Origin of the sequence: Streptomyces caelestis, assembly GCF_001279005.1 — a bacterium.
GTDB classification, from domain to species: domain Bacteria; phylum Actinomycetota; class Actinomycetes; order Streptomycetales; family Streptomycetaceae; genus Streptomyces; species Streptomyces heliomycini.
The window spans coordinates 172,998-185,680 of sequence record NZ_LGCN01000085.1; the positions used below are offsets into that span (position 1 = coordinate 172,998).

Sequence of the window (12,683 nt, forward strand, 5' to 3'; positions counted from 1 at the left end):
GCCAGCTTAGAGGCGGGTCCAGGTCCAGGTCGTCGAGGCCTCCAGCGGCTCCAGCGGGGTGACCAGGCGCGGGTGGGTGTTCAGCCCGTTCGGCGGCCCGGTCTGCGGCTCGACGCACACGGCCTCGCGCTGCTCGTCGTAGACCACGACCCACTCCTCGCGGCTGGCCACCTTCAGCTCCAGCCGTCCCGGCCAGGTGAGGGTGACGTCGACGCCGCCGGGCATCCCGAAGCAGTCGTCCCACGGCCCGGGCTCCGGCTCGACGCGCCGCCCGGTCGGCAGGTGGTCCTCCCCGCGCTCCTCCTGCCAGGCGGGCGCGAAGCCGATCGCCACGTCCTCCCCGCCGAGGTTCCGGTTGAACCACGGGTGCCAGCCGATCTGCGCGGGGAAGGACGACTCGTACGTCTCCACGCTCATCGTCAGCGTCAGGGAGTCCCCGGTCAGCGCGATCTGCTGGGTGACCCGCCCGGAGTAGGGCCAGGGCGCGACGAGGTCGTACGTGAGCACGGCCTCGTCGGCGCTCTTGCGGGCGGTGCGCCAGGCGGCGTCGCGGGCGGTGCCGTGGATGGCGTTCGGCGGGGCGTTGAGCGGCATCTGCTGCACGGTCGCGCCGTCCCGGAACCGTCCGTCGCGGATCCGTCCGCACCAGGGCACCATCGGGAAGCACCCGAACCGCTCCCCCTGCCGCAGCAGCTCGACGCCCCCGACCCGCAGCCCTCCGACCCGTCCGCCGTTCCCCGGCAGCACGGTCGCCTCCGCGTCACCCGCGGTCAGCGTGATGTCTCCGTCACTCACGCGACGACCCTACTGGGACGATCAAGAACACGCCGCCCCACCGCAATCGCGGGCAGTCGTGCCTTCCCCAGTGCCTTGAAGGCCCGGGAGGTGCCCCCAGGGCGGCACGGGCGGGCACGACGGCACCCCGTAAGCGCCGGGCTGCGCACCCACCCCCCGCCCAGCGGCAACAGCTCAGCGGCGCTTACGGAGCGCCCTGATCGCGACGACCGCCGAGGCCACCGCCAGAGCCGCCGCCGGCGCGGCCCACCGCAGGGGCGTGCCGACGGCGACGGTCTGCGGAGCGGGAACGGGCGCGTAGCGGCCGCGCGGCGGCGCGTGGTCCACCTCCTCGGCACTGCGGCCGATCATCGTCCGCCGGGCGTGCGCCGCCTCGGCGACGGAGTCGTCCTCCTCCTCGAAGGAGGACGCCGGGACCTCCGCGTCGAAACCGGACGGGACGTCCACGTCCGGAGCCGGCGGTGGGCCCTCGTCCACGTCCGGGACCGGCGGCGGCGCGTCGTCCGGGACCGGCGGCGGCGCGTCGTCCGGGACCGGCGGCGGCGCGTCGTCCGCGTCCGGCGTGGTGTCGAAGTCGGTCGTGGCCCGGGGCTCGAAGTCCCCCGTGGACAGCAGCTCGGGCGACTCCGGACCAGAGGCCCGCTCCGCCGCCTCGGCGCCCAGGTTCTCCGCGAAGCGGTTCAGCAGGCGGGACACCGCCGAGGCCACCGCGTCCGCCGGAAACTCCGTGATCCGGCCGTCGGCCGTCACCGTGCCCTCGACCGTGAGGGTGGCGCCGCCCTCCGCGTCCCGCAGGCGCAGCCGCAGCGCGAGCTTCACCGAGCCGCTGCCGCGGGACTCCGCCGCGTCGCCCTCCACGGCGTAGGAGCCGTCGTCCCGCGCGGCCACCCGCACGGCGCCCCGATAGGTGACGGAGTGGCCGCCCACCCGGACCTTCAGCCGGCCGGCGACGGGAGCCGCCCCGGCGTCGTGCTGGAGCCCGGGCACCGCCCGGGCGACCCGCGCGGGGTCGTCCAGCACCTCCCTGAGCCGCTCCGCCGCGACCGGAACGAACACCTCGTGCTCCATGACTGCCGAGCCTACCCACGCGACACCGGGCTGCACCTCCGTCGGCGGGAAGTCGCGGCGCGTCGGCGCGGAACACGGTAGGAGAGCTCAGCCGGTGTACCGGGGGTGCACCAGGGTGGACGGCGGCAGACCGGTGACCCGGGTGCGCTCCGCCGCCCGGACGTCCGCCGCGAGGGAGGCGTCGGTGAGCGTGCGCGGACGCGGCCCGGCGGGGTCGAGGCGCGGCTCGGGGAGGTGGCGGGCGGCCAGGACGAACCCCCAGTCGCGGTGGGCGTGGGCGGTGGCCGTGCCGCCCCGGTCGGGTCCGGCGGCGAAACCGGCCCGCCGGCCGCTCACCCGGTACGCGGCGGTGCGCAGCCCCGCCGCGCGGAGCGTCGAGTCCACCGTCCAGAAGTCGCGGGGACGGGACGCCACCGCGCCCCCGTGCACCACGAGCCGCCCGCCGGGCGCCAGCACCCGCCGGGCCAGCCCGTAGAACTCCTGCGCGTACAGCTTGGTGCTCGCGGTGATCCCGGGGTGCGGCAGGTCCGAGACGACGACGTCGTACGCCGCCGGGGGCGCCCCGCGCAGCCAGTCGAAGGCGTCCGCGGTGGTCACCCGCACGCGCGGGTCGTCGAGGGCGTGCGCGTTCAGCGCGGACAGCGCCGGGTCGCGGCGGGCCAGCCGCACCACGCCCGCGTCGATCTCGACGACGTCGACCCGGTGCACGCCGGTGTGGCGCAGCACCTCGCGCACGGCCAGCCCGTCACCGCCGCCGAGGACCAGCACGCGGGTGTGCGGCCCGTGCATCGCGGGGTGCACCAGCGCCTCGTGGTACCGGAGTTCGTCCCGGCCGCCGACCCGCAGCCGTCCGTCGAGGAACAGGTTCAGGGGCCGCCCGTCCCGTCCGCCGGTGAGCAGCACCTCCTGGACGTCCGTCCGCAGGGCCACGCGGACGTCGGAGCCGTACAGGGCGTGCCGGGCGGCCCGCTCGAAGTCGTCGACGAGGACGGCGGCCGTGGCGAGGACGACGAGCACGCACGCGTTGACGGCGATCAGCAGCCGGCGGGCGCGCGGCGTGAGGTCCCGCCGGAACAGTCCGAGCACCAGCGCCCCGCCGACGACCGCGTTGACCGCGCCGGTGATCAGCGCGCCGGTCAGCTGGCCGAGCAGTGGCAGCAGGAGGAAGGGGAAGGCGAGCCCGCCGACCAGCGCGCCCACGTAGTCCGCGGCGGACAGGTCGGCCACCGCGCCCCCCGCGTCCTGTCGGCGGATCCGCTGGATCAGCTCCATCAGCAGCGGCACCTCGGCCCCGATCAGCAGCCCGGTGGCCAGGGAGAAGGCGACCAGCAGCGCGCGCGGGCCGCCCGCCCAGGCGAACACGGCGTACAGCGCCATCGCACTGCACCCGCCGACGAGGGCGAGGGCCGCCTCGACGGCGCCGAACCCGGCCGCCGCGTGGCGCCGCAGCCGTTTCGCGGCCAGGGACCCGATGCCCATCGCGAAGACCATCACGGACAGCACGACGGAGGTCTGGGCGACCGAGTCACCCATCAAGTACGCGGCCAGCGCGACCAGTTCCAGCTCGTACACGAGTCCGCAGGCCGCACAGACGAACACGCCCGCGAGGACCAGGAACCGTCCCGTGCCCTGCCGCACCGGCAGCCGCAGCGCGCTCCCCGCCTCGCCGGCGGGGCCGCCCGGACCGTCCCAGGACTGCGTGGAGCCGGGCGGTGCGGGGGCCTGCGGTTCGATCACTCCAGCGACGTTACGTTACTTCATCACCGCGCAACGTCACCCACACGCGTGGTTTTTGTTTACGCTTGCCCGATATCGGCACGAGCGAGGACTCCCTCGCCCCCGCCCCGGCCCCTGGCCGGCCTCACACCCCCGACCCCACCCGCACCCCCACCCTCGTCCGCGTCGCCACCAACTGCCCGTCCTGCGGATAGGCGTGCCAGGTCCGCCAGTGCACCTGACCCTCGTGGTACTGGGCGAGCATCGCCGTGAACGCGTGCGGGCTGCCGGGGAAGACCCCCGCGAGGCCCTGCGGATGGTCGGAGACCAGGGCCAGCAACTCCTGGGCGCGGCCCGCGAAGGCCCCCGGGGAGAGCGCCTCCACCCGGGCGGCGAACTCGTACTCCCAGTCGTCCACCCGCTTGGCCACGCCCAGCGGAAGCGGCGTGCTGCTGCCCGGAATGCACGCCACCGTCTCCGAGCAGAGACCCCGCCCCTCCTCGATCAGCACCTGGTGGGACGCGCCGAGCAGCCTCAACTGGATTTTCGTCCCGGCCAGTTCGAGATCGAGCGTGGCCAGCGCGGGAAGCGGCTCGCGTCCCAGGGCCCAGGCGAGGTCGGCCGCGCGCGTGTCGGAGTAGGCGGTGTTCAAGGTCGTGAGCATGGATCGACTCCGCAAGCACACAAGGAGAGGGAGATAAGGAGGTCCGCGCACCCCGGCCGCACCGGGGAACCCGGCCGGTCAGCCCGGTCACCCGACCGGAAGAAGGGGCCGCGGGGAGTCCGAGGGCTGCGTCGGTGATTTATAGGCAATCATGAAGTCTGGTGCCACCACAGTGTTTTTACCCAACTTCGTGGGCTTTCCATTCCCTGGGGGGCTCCCCAGCTCACCTGTTCAACTCCGGCGCACGCCCCGAGGTGACGGCGTACGCCGGTGTGCCTCGTACCGGAACGGCACAGCGGGGCCCGCCCCAGGTGCGGACCCCGCTGTCTCGGATGAGTCGTCCCCCGCGGGGGGAGACGGGCTGCCCCGTGTCAGCTGCCTCCCCCACCGCATCCGCCGCCGCCCCCGCAGGACGACCCGCCTCCGCAGGACGAGCCACCACCACAGGACGACCCCCCGCCGGAGTCCGACGACGAGCAGGACCCGCCGCCTCCGCCGCTGCCTCCGTCGCCCGCCCACCAGCTGTTACGGCTGTCACGGCCTCCGCCGCGACGGCCGGTGCCCACCCGCCGCGCGGGCCTGCGGGCCGCACGCGCGGCGCCCCCGACGAGCAGCACGAAGATCCCCACCAGGATGATGCCGACGATCATGGCGTCACCCTCCTCTCATTCCCCCGTGATCCCCCGAAGCGGCCCCCCGTGGGCGCCTCGCTCACGTGTGTGACCGGGAGATGCCCTCCGCCCGCGCGGCCCAAAGCAGAGTTGAGGAACTCCAGAGCTTCGGCGCAGGATGACCGCCATGACCTCCAGCGCGCGCCCCTTCCTGAACCGCCGGCTCGCCGAGTTCGGGACGACGATCTTCGCCGAGATGTCCGCCCTGGCCCTGCGGACCGGATCCATCAACCTGGGCCAGGGCTTCCCCGACACCGACGGCCCCGAGGAGGTCAGGGAGGCCGCCGTACGCGCCCTGCGGGACGGCCGCGGCAACCAGTATCCGCCGGGCCCCGGCGTCCCCGAGCTGCGCGCCGCCGTCGCCGCGCACCAGAAGCGCCGCTACGGCCTCACCGTCGACCCCGACACGGAGGTCCTGGTCACCGCCGGCGCCACCGAGGCGATCGCCGCCGCGCTGCTCGCCCTGGTGGAGCCCGGCGACGAGGTGATCGCCCTGGAGCCGTACTACGACTCCTACGCGGCCTGCATCGCCATGGCGGGCGGCGCCCGCGTCCCCGTCACGCTCCGCCCGCGCGAGGGCCGCTTCCACCTCGACCTCGACGAACTGCGCGACGCCGTCACCGACCGCACCCGCCTGCTCCTGCTCAACACCCCGCACAACCCGACCGGCACCGTCCTCACCCGCGGGGAACTGGCCGCGATCGCCGAGCTGGCGGTGGAACGCGACCTGCTCGTCGTGACCGACGAGGTCTACGAGCACCTGGTCTTCGACGACGCCGAACACATCCCCCTGGCCACCTTCCCGGGCATGCGGGACCGCACGGTGACCATCTCCAGCGCGGGCAAGACCTTCTCCTTCACCGGCTGGAAGGTCGGCTGGATCACGGCGAACGGCCCGCTCGTCTCCGCCGTCCGAACCGCGAAGCAGTACCTGACGTACGTCAGCGCGGGTCCGTTCCAGTACGCGATCGCCGAGGCGCTGCGACTGCCGGACTCGTACTTCGACGGCTTCCGCGCGGACCTCCACCGCAAGCGCGATCTGCTCGGTGACGGTCTGCGGGCGGCGGGATTCGAGGTCTACCAGCCCCAGGGCACGTACTTCATCACCACCGACATCACCCCCTTCGGAGAGAAGGACGCCCACGCCTTCTGCCGCGCCCTCCCCGAGCGCTGCGGCGTCGTCGCCGTCCCCAACTCCGTGTTCTACGACGATCCCGACGCCGGCCGCAGCCAGGTGCGCTTCACCTTCTGCAAGAGGGACGACGTCCTCCACGAGGCCGCCGACCGCCTGCACCGCATGGCGCCGTGAGCTCACGCCCTTCGCCCGAACGGGACCGAGGCACGGGAGGCGTCGGCCACGGCCCGTCGCGGTGAGCAGCTCGACCCGCCGCCGGACCGTGCCGAGCCGGCCTTCCACGACGCGGTCGCACACCGCGACCATGGCCGGGTTGACGGAGATCGTGGCAGCCCTGTGGGGGCCCGGAGGTTCTGGAGCAGCCCGCCTCCCGCTACCGCATCCGCGTCCACGTACGTCAGGTACTTCACGTACTTGACGTACGTGGGGGAGGGGTGCACGCTGGGGAGGCCGGACGATCGAGGAGGCAGGTCATGGCCGCTGTGCACTACGAGAGCTACACCCAGGCGCGCGCCCATCTGAAGGACCTCCTCGACGCGGCCGACGAGGGGCGGGTGGCGACCGTGCGCCGTGACTCCGGCCGCTCGGCAGTCGTGGACGTCGAGCGACTGCGCCGCTACCTGTCGCTCGTGTGCCCCTCGAAGGCCGAGGTGGTCGCGGAGGCGGGCGGCTGGTCCGTCTTCCTGCCCGGCCTGCCGCTGGCAGCCGACGGGGCCACGTTCGATGAAGCGATAGGGGAGATGGTCCAGGTCCTGCGCGAGTATGCCGAGGACTGGCAGGACAGGCTGCGGGTCGCCCCCAACCACGCGGAGAACTGGGGTCTGGTACAGCTGATCGCCCTCAGCGAGGACGGACAACTGCGCGACTGGCTGGTGGGTGCTCCACAGTGACCTGGCCCCAACCCGACCGTGAGAACCACGATCGTTTCTGCCGCGTCGAGAAGTGGGAACGCGTCCGGGATTCCCGCGGGCGCACCGGCACCCATCATGTGACCTACGAACTCACCTTGCACGACGGCAGGATCCTGCGAACGAGAATCTCGCACCCGGTGGACCGCACGGCGTACGGCCCCGCCATGTGGCGACACATCCTGCGGGACCAACTGGACGTCACCGAGGACGAGTTCTGGGCCTGCGCACAGCAGGGCGAACTGCCTGACCGGGGCGCTCCCGAGCCGCCACGCGAGGCACTCCCCGCCGACCTGGTGCATCTGCTCATTCACCGCGTGGGCGTCGGCGAGGACGCCGTGGCAAGGATGACCAAGGAGGAGGCGGTCGCGAGGCTCCAGGAGTACTGGACGGACGGGAGCTGAGCCCGCGCTTCGACGCGAAAGGCGGAACCGATGTCCGCCAAGGGAACTCGCCCGCCCTGCGAAGGTCTCCCAGCCCGTGCTCGACGAAGATGTCCACGCCGTCCGTCGCGCCCGCCTGCGGATCTCGCATCGTCGCACATCGAGTCTCCCGTCCGGGGACCGATCGCACACCCGCCCATCGGCTCAGCAGGCGGCACGGAGACGGCTCCCCGAGCGGCAGCTTCGGCACCGTCCGGGTTCCGGTGCGCGGAACGCCTTGTCGCAGCCGTCGCAGGTCTGGAAGGGGAGGACGGCGGGGCGTTCGTCGCGGGGTGTCGGTGAGAGGGGCGGTGCGGGCAGCGGTGTCTCGCGCAGGCGGTAGGCGAGGATGCCCGCCGGACGGGTCAGGAAGCGGTCGGGGAGGCCTTCGGTCAGCAGCTTGACGATCTGCACCGTTCCCAGGCCTGCCGCGAGCCACCGGGAGACGGCCGGCGCCAGCCGGGCGGCTTCCCGCACGGACAGGAGCAGCCGGGGATCGACCCGCTGCAGTGCGGTGAGCACGGCGACGGCCCGGGGGTCGGCGTCGGCGAGCGACGACGGCTCCGGTTCTGGCTCCGGGACGGTGGTGGCCGGTGCGGTGACCGGGCGCTTCCGGGGCCCTCGCGGGGTCGGTGGCTCGGGCGGTCCGTCCGGGTCCGGGTCCAGGTCCGGGTCCGGGTCGGGGTCCGTTCGCGGATCGCCGCCGCCCGGGACGTCGTAGAAGTACGTCCGGGTGCGGATCTGCCCGGTGGGCAGGCGCTCGCGGCGGCGTTCCAGGTAGCCGGCGGCCTCCAGCTCCCGCAGGGCCCGGGAGATCAGGATCTCGCCCTCGGTGAAGTGCGCGCACAGGGCGGCGATGGACACGGGGGTGCCGGTGGGCAGGGAGAGGATGTAGACCGCGACGCCGACGGTGACCGCGCTGCCGCGCCGCTGGGCGAGGGCGTTGGGGATCACGGTGAAGTCGGCGGTGAGGCGGGTGCGTACGTGGATCACGCCGGAAGTCGGGACTCCGGCGTCGGCGCGCAGGCGCGCGTTAGACTGCGGATCAGCCATCGGGAAGGTTCTGCTTCCTGATCGGTGAGGCCCTCGTTCCGGGACGGCGAATCCCGGGCGGGGGCCGCATGTGTCTGCGGTTGCTGCGGCGAACGTAACCGCCCGATTCCCGCACCTGCAAGCCAGTCACTCGCACGGGTGACGCGGGCCTTCCGGCGGGGAGGGTGGGCGGGCGGGTAGTTCTTTCCCCCGGTTCTTTGGGGAGGTCAGTGGCCCACCGGCCCCTCGCGGACGAGGCACCGGCGGACCCGTACAAGGGCCCGCGACCGGTGCCCCGTCGACTCAGACGCGGTGGCGGTCGGTCTTCAACTCGCCTATGAACGCGGCCCAGGAGACGGCTTCGAAGCACAGTGCCGGACCGTGCGGGGCCTTGCTGTCACGGACGGGGACGACGGCTCGAAACCCGTCGGCCACTTCCACGCAGTTGCCGCCTTCCTGATTGCTGTAGCTGCTCCTGCGCCACACGGCGACGCTCGGATCAGGACGGGACGTTCGCTCCACGGTTGCACCCCTCAGGGACGGCGATGCCCGGTCTTCAACTCGCCTATGAACGCGGCCCAGGAAGCGACTTCGAAGCGCAACGCCGGACCGTGCGGGGCCTTGCTGTCACGGACGGGGACGACGCCGGGGAATCCGTCCGCCACCTCCACGCAATTGCCGCCTTCCTGATTGCTGTAGCTGCTCCTGCGCCACACGGCGACGCTCAGATCGGGATGGGACTTTCGCTCCACGGTTGTAGCCCTCCATCACGGATCGGATCATGTCGAGGGACATGAGCGGGGGCAGAGCTGCCGCCCGCAGCCGATCGTAGGTCAGCGCGAAGCTCCTGACCTCGTGCGGATCCTCCACGAGTTGCCCGTAATGCGCGCCCTCCGTGTAGGCGACCTCCGAGCCGTCCGGCAGGGTGAGGAGTGTGAGAGAGCCACCCATGACCTCGTGCTCGCCCTGGTTGAAGGGCAGCACCTGCACGGTGATGTGAGGTTCCGATCCAATCCCGAGCAGCCGCGCCAACTGCTCATGCATCACCGGCTTACCGCCGACAGGACGCCTGAGCACCGACTCATCGAGAACCACCCACAGATCGGGGCGATCGGGCATGCCGAGACGCTCCTGCCGTCCCATACGGACACCGACCCGCTCCTCCAACTGCTCCTCGTTACCGAGCGTTCGACCGACTTTCAGTACAGCTCGCGCGTACGCTTCCGTCTGCAACAAGCCCGGGACCACATGCGCCGCATACTCGCGGACGACCACCGCCCGCTCCGAGTGCTCCATGAACTTCCGCGACCAGTCCGGGAACGCCTCCCGGTACACGTACGGCCAGAGCTCGACGAGCAGGTCGTCCGCCCCGAGGGCGGCATCCAGTGCACGCGCCAGCTCCAGCGTCGGCTTCGCCCCCGACGCCCGCTCGATCTGGGTGATCCGCGTGCCCACCACGTGCGTCCTGGTGCCGAGCTCGGCCTGGGTCAGTCCGGCCGCCGTACGGAGCCTGCGCACCCGCGCCCCGAACAGGGCCGCCATCGACGCGCTGGGGTCAATTGCGTTGGCCAAAGCGTCACTTCCGTTCCTTATGGCCTGAAAGGTAAGTCCGCGCCCTCTGTCGAGCGTAGGGCGATCGGACGATCCTTGAACACGGAATGTGATGACTCGTGTACACCACGAGACGTCTGTGCTCGACAGGCAAGGACGGAAAGCCGTGCTGACAGGAACGACCACTCACCAGGACGAGCCGGAACGGGGCGCCGCCCCCGTCGCCGCGGAGGCACGCGGACAGTTCGCCTCCTCGCCGCGGGGCGCGCGGCTCGCCCGGCGGCACGCCGTGCGGTGGATGGAGGAGTGGGGCCACCCGCCGGCGTCGGACGCGTCGTGCGCGGTCGCCCTCGTCGTCGGGGAACTCGCGGCGAACGCCGTACGACACGGCCGGGTCCCCGGACACGACTTCGGCCTGCGGATCGCCCTCGACGCGGTGACGGGCCTGGTGCGGGTCGAGGTCGCGGACGCCGCCGCCGCGAAGCGACCGCCCGAATGCGCGCCCTCGTCGTGTCCCGAAGGCGAGTCCGGCCGGGGTCTGCTCCTGGTGGAGGCCCTGGCCCTGCGCTGGGGAACGGAACCTCGCCGGCCCGTCGGCAAGACGGTGTGGGCGGAGGTGTCCACGGAGCCGGTGAGTACCTGTACGAGTACCCGTACTCATGTCTGAGCGAGCCCTTCGGGTCACTGTGGTGATCATCAACCCGTACCGGCTCGAAGGGCCTTCCATGTCGACCTCTCCTCGCCACCGTGCGCGGCAGTTCCTCGCGCTCGCCACGGGCGGCCTGCTCGCCCGGTGCTATCTGGCCGTCGTCGCCCTCGGCGTCCTGGTTCTGTTCGTCGCCCCGGACAGCCCGTACGCCATGGCGCCGGCGCTGCTCACGGCGCCGCTCTCCTTCCTGCCCGTGGCCCTCCCGTTCGGAGCCGGGACCGCGGGAGGCGGGGCGGCCGAGGTGGTGGCCGCCGGGCTGTGGGGCGGGTGGCTGCTGCTGTGCGCCCTGGTGAACGCCGCCGCGCTCGGCGCGCTCGCCCGCAGGCAGGACCGGGCGCCCTCCGTGCGCCCGCCCGGGCGGCGGACGCTGCTCGCGGCCGCCGTGGACAACTGGCCCGCGCGGGGCTACGTCGCCGTGGTCGCGGCGGCGCTGGGTTTCTTCCTGTACGCCGTGCTGCTGTCCCCGGATCCCGGTTTCGCGGCGATATGGCCCCTCCTCGCGGCGGCGCCGCTCAGCTTCCTCGCCGTAGCGGTCCCGGTACCCGCCGAGTACTCCTCGCTCCCCTGGCTGGGCTCGCTGGTCTTCTTCGTCGGCGTGGTCCTGGCGGGGCTGGTCAACGCCGTGCTGGTCGGCCTGCTCACCCGGAGGCTGAGGGTCCGGCCCGCAGGGCGGTGAGGCGGGCGGCTAGTCCCGCACCGGGTTGCCGTTCAGCTTGCGCCGCTCCCAGCGGTTGGGGTGGCGGACGACCACTCCCGCCATGCCGCCGGACCCGGTGAGCCGGATCAGCGGGGTGCCCGGGAGCCGGTCGGACGTGGTCCTGTCCTTCAGGCCGCCGATGCCGGGGTCCAGGGCGCCGGTGTCCGCGGCCCAGCCGTCGGGGATGACGATCGTGACACCGGCCGCCTCCCCGTACGCCTCCACCGTGACCTCCGGGAGGCGGCACTCGGCCCGGGTGAAGTCGAGCTTCACACCCCCCAGGCCTCCGTGGGCGATCACGTGTCCGGGGACCTCCCAGCGTCCGGGGCCCCGGGACGCTCCGTGGAGGCCGCCCTTGAGCACCAGGGGCGGCTGCCGGCTCCCGGGGGGCTCCCGCCGCGGCAGGTCGGCGGTCAGGACGGCCAGCTCGGCGTAGGTCTTGGAGGTCAGCGCCTGCTCCAGGCGCGCGTCCAGCTCGTCGAGGTCGATGCGCCCCTCGGCCGCCGCGTCGCGCAGCTGCTCCACCACCGCTTCCCGGTCGTCGTGGGAGGCGCGGAGCTCGCCCGGGGGAACGGGGTGCGGGAAGGGCTCCGGAGACTGGGCTGTCATGGGCACAAGAATAAGCAGCCGACGGGCCGAACGGACCGGGCACGGGAGAGCCCGCCCCCGGGACCGGCCGTGGTGCGGTCGGTGTCGGGGGGCGGGCTCTCCTCGCGTACGGCGCGTGTACCGAGACGGACTACTCGTCGTCCTCGGGCTTGTCCGCCTCGTTGATCTCCTGCTCCAGGCCGAGCTGCTCGACCAGCCACTTGTCGAACTCGATCGCGGCCCGCACCCAGCTCACCGTCGACGAGACGAAGTGCTCCAGGCTGACGCCCATGCCGATCAGCATCTGGGCCTCACCGATGAGGCGGACCGTGCCGTCGTCGTGGGTGTGGGTGTAGACCTTGGGCCACAGGGTGCGCCGGTTCCAGTCGTCGACGGACTCGAGCAGCTGCGGCTTCTCGTCGATCTGGTGCGGCCGGTCGTAGAACGTCCGGACGGAGAAGATCTGCTGGTCGCCCTCACCGCGGAACATGAAGTAGGTGCGGAACTGCTCCCACGGCGCCGCGAGGTCACCCTCGTCGTCGACGACGTACTTGAGCTCCATCTGGTCGAGGAGCTGCTTCACGAGGTCCTGGTCCGGGACGACGGGGCCCGCCGGTCCTTGCGGCTGCGGCTCGGGCTGGCCCCCGAAATTCGGGATCGAGGACGGATCGATGGTCATACTGGGACACTCCTACGTCGTCTGGCGTCCGGCCGTCGCTGAGACCAG

15 protein-coding genes are annotated in these 12,683 nt (G+C 72.6%); 5 read left to right on the top strand and 10 right to left on the bottom strand.

Features of this window, described 5'->3' with window-relative positions; translation table 11 throughout:
• Positions 1 to 6: 6 nt before the first annotated feature.
• From ADK41_RS09015 to ADK41_RS09030, 4 genes are all read right to left on the bottom strand, one after another.
• Positions 7 to 795, bottom strand: a complete 789-nt coding sequence (locus ADK41_RS09015) for an aldose epimerase (RefSeq protein WP_030827737.1) — start codon at positions 793 to 795, stop codon at positions 7 to 9.
• A 174-nt stretch (positions 796 to 969) separates the two neighbouring features.
• Positions 970 to 1,863 carry an SRPBCC domain-containing protein gene (locus tag ADK41_RS09020; protein ID WP_051843195.1) on the bottom strand — a complete coding sequence of 298 codons (894 nt, stop codon included), beginning with the start codon at positions 1,861 to 1,863 and terminating at the stop codon, positions 970 to 972.
• 87 nt (positions 1,864 to 1,950) lie between these two features.
• A complete protein-coding gene (locus ADK41_RS09025) occupies positions 1,951 to 3,600 on the bottom strand; it encodes a polyamine aminopropyltransferase (RefSeq protein WP_030827730.1) in 1,650 nt (549 codons plus the stop codon).
• A gap of 124 nt (positions 3,601 to 3,724) precedes the next feature.
• On the bottom strand, positions 3,725 to 4,243 hold the full coding sequence (locus ADK41_RS09030) for a DUF2617 family protein (RefSeq protein WP_030827726.1): 519 nt from the start codon (positions 4,241 to 4,243) through the stop codon (positions 3,725 to 3,727).
• A gap of 789 nt (positions 4,244 to 5,032) precedes the next feature.
• Here ADK41_RS09030 and ADK41_RS09035 point away from each other — a divergent pair.
• The 3 genes from ADK41_RS09035 (at position 5,033) to ADK41_RS42975 (ending at position 7,361) form a co-directional block, all read left to right on the top strand.
• Entirely contained in the window at positions 5,033 to 6,223 is a 1,191-nt protein-coding gene (locus ADK41_RS09035; RefSeq protein ID WP_030827723.1) for a pyridoxal phosphate-dependent aminotransferase, read from the top strand.
• Positions 6,224 to 6,522: 299 nt separating this feature from the next.
• On the top strand, positions 6,523 to 6,939 hold the full coding sequence (locus ADK41_RS09040; protein WP_030827720.1) for a prevent-host-death protein: 417 nt from the start codon (positions 6,523 to 6,525) through the stop codon (positions 6,937 to 6,939).
• 185 nt (positions 6,940 to 7,124) lie between these two features.
• Positions 7,125 to 7,361, top strand: coding sequence for a hypothetical protein (locus ADK41_RS42975; protein ID WP_234318824.1), 237 nt, complete (start codon positions 7,125 to 7,127; stop codon positions 7,359 to 7,361).
• A 183-nt stretch (positions 7,362 to 7,544) separates the two neighbouring features.
• Here the strand turns inward: ADK41_RS42975 and ADK41_RS09050 are convergent, their stop codons facing one another.
• The 4 genes from ADK41_RS09050 to ADK41_RS09055 all read right to left on the bottom strand — a co-directional run bounded on the left by ADK41_RS09050 (position 7,545) and on the right by ADK41_RS09055 (position 9,953).
• The gene (locus ADK41_RS09050) at positions 7,545 to 8,432 is read right to left on the bottom strand and encodes a hypothetical protein (protein WP_030827713.1); all 888 of its coding nucleotides are present in this window, start codon (positions 8,430 to 8,432) and stop codon (positions 7,545 to 7,547) included.
• A gap of 282 nt (positions 8,433 to 8,714) precedes the next feature.
• Positions 8,715 to 8,933 carry a DUF397 domain-containing protein gene (locus tag ADK41_RS38975; RefSeq protein WP_078661976.1) on the bottom strand — a complete coding sequence of 73 codons (219 nt, stop codon included), beginning with the start codon at positions 8,931 to 8,933 and terminating at the stop codon, positions 8,715 to 8,717.
• A gap of 11 nt (positions 8,934 to 8,944) precedes the next feature.
• Positions 8,945 to 9,127 (bottom strand): DUF397 domain-containing protein, encoded by a 183-nt coding sequence (locus ADK41_RS42980; protein ID WP_078661975.1) that lies wholly within the window; start codon positions 9,125 to 9,127, stop codon positions 8,945 to 8,947.
• On the bottom strand, positions 9,039 to 9,953 hold the full coding sequence (locus tag ADK41_RS09055) for a helix-turn-helix domain-containing protein (RefSeq protein ID WP_030827710.1): 915 nt from the start codon (positions 9,951 to 9,953) through the stop codon (positions 9,039 to 9,041). The genes ADK41_RS42980 and ADK41_RS09055 overlap by 89 nt, the downstream gene beginning before the upstream one ends.
• Before the next feature lie 175 nt (positions 9,954 to 10,128).
• Here ADK41_RS09055 and ADK41_RS09060 point away from each other — a divergent pair, with 175 nt between their 5' ends.
• A complete protein-coding gene (locus ADK41_RS09060; protein WP_030827707.1) occupies positions 10,129 to 10,629 on the top strand; it encodes an ATP-binding protein in 501 nt (166 codons plus the stop codon).
• A 58-nt stretch (positions 10,630 to 10,687) separates the two neighbouring features.
• Complete coding sequence (locus ADK41_RS09065) at positions 10,688 to 11,347, top strand: SCO4225 family membrane protein (RefSeq protein ID WP_030827704.1); 660 nt, start codon at positions 10,688 to 10,690, stop codon at positions 11,345 to 11,347.
• A gap of 9 nt (positions 11,348 to 11,356) precedes the next feature.
• Here ADK41_RS09065 and ADK41_RS09070 read toward each other — a convergent pair whose 3' ends face one another.
• Together ADK41_RS09070 and ADK41_RS09075 are read right to left on the bottom strand one after the other, a co-directional pair.
• Entirely contained in the window at positions 11,357 to 11,977 is a 621-nt protein-coding gene (locus ADK41_RS09070; RefSeq protein ID WP_030827700.1) for a DUF1707 SHOCT-like domain-containing protein, read from the bottom strand.
• Positions 11,978 to 12,107: 130 nt separating this feature from the next.
• Positions 12,108 to 12,635 carry a YbjN domain-containing protein gene (locus tag ADK41_RS09075; protein WP_030827697.1) on the bottom strand — a complete coding sequence of 176 codons (528 nt, stop codon included), beginning with the start codon at positions 12,633 to 12,635 and terminating at the stop codon, positions 12,108 to 12,110.
• Positions 12,636 to 12,683: the final 48 nt, after the last annotated feature.

What these genes read in the sequence shown, in the direction of transcription:
- ADK41_RS09020 (WP_051843195.1), bottom strand. Translation starts at nt 1,863, where the DNA reads ATGGAGCACGAGGTGTTCGTTCCGGTCGCGGCGGAGCGGCTCAGGGAG.
- ADK41_RS09030 (WP_030827726.1), bottom strand. Translation starts at nt 4,243, where the DNA reads ATGCTCACGACCTTGAACACCGCCTACTCCGACACGCGCGCGGCCGAC.
- ADK41_RS09035 (WP_030827723.1), top strand. Translation starts at nt 5,033, where the DNA reads ATGACCGCCATGACCTCCAGCGCGCGCCCCTTCCTGAACCGCCGGCTC.
- ADK41_RS09040 (WP_030827720.1), top strand. Translation starts at nt 6,523, where the DNA reads ATGGCCGCTGTGCACTACGAGAGCTACACCCAGGCGCGCGCCCATCTG.
- ADK41_RS42975 (WP_234318824.1), top strand. Translation starts at nt 7,125, where the DNA reads ATGTGGCGACACATCCTGCGGGACCAACTGGACGTCACCGAGGACGAG.
- ADK41_RS09050 (WP_030827713.1), bottom strand. Translation starts at nt 8,432, where the DNA reads ATGGCTGATCCGCAGTCTAACGCGCGCCTGCGCGCCGACGCCGGAGTC.
- ADK41_RS09055 (WP_030827710.1), bottom strand. Translation starts at nt 9,953, where the DNA reads ATGGCGGCCCTGTTCGGGGCGCGGGTGCGCAGGCTCCGTACGGCGGCC.
- ADK41_RS09065 (WP_030827704.1), top strand. Translation starts at nt 10,688, where the DNA reads ATGTCGACCTCTCCTCGCCACCGTGCGCGGCAGTTCCTCGCGCTCGCC.
- ADK41_RS09070 (WP_030827700.1), bottom strand. Translation starts at nt 11,977, where the DNA reads ATGACAGCCCAGTCTCCGGAGCCCTTCCCGCACCCCGTTCCCCCGGGC.
- ADK41_RS09075 (WP_030827697.1), bottom strand. Translation starts at nt 12,635, where the DNA reads ATGACCATCGATCCGTCCTCGATCCCGAATTTCGGGGGCCAGCCCGAG.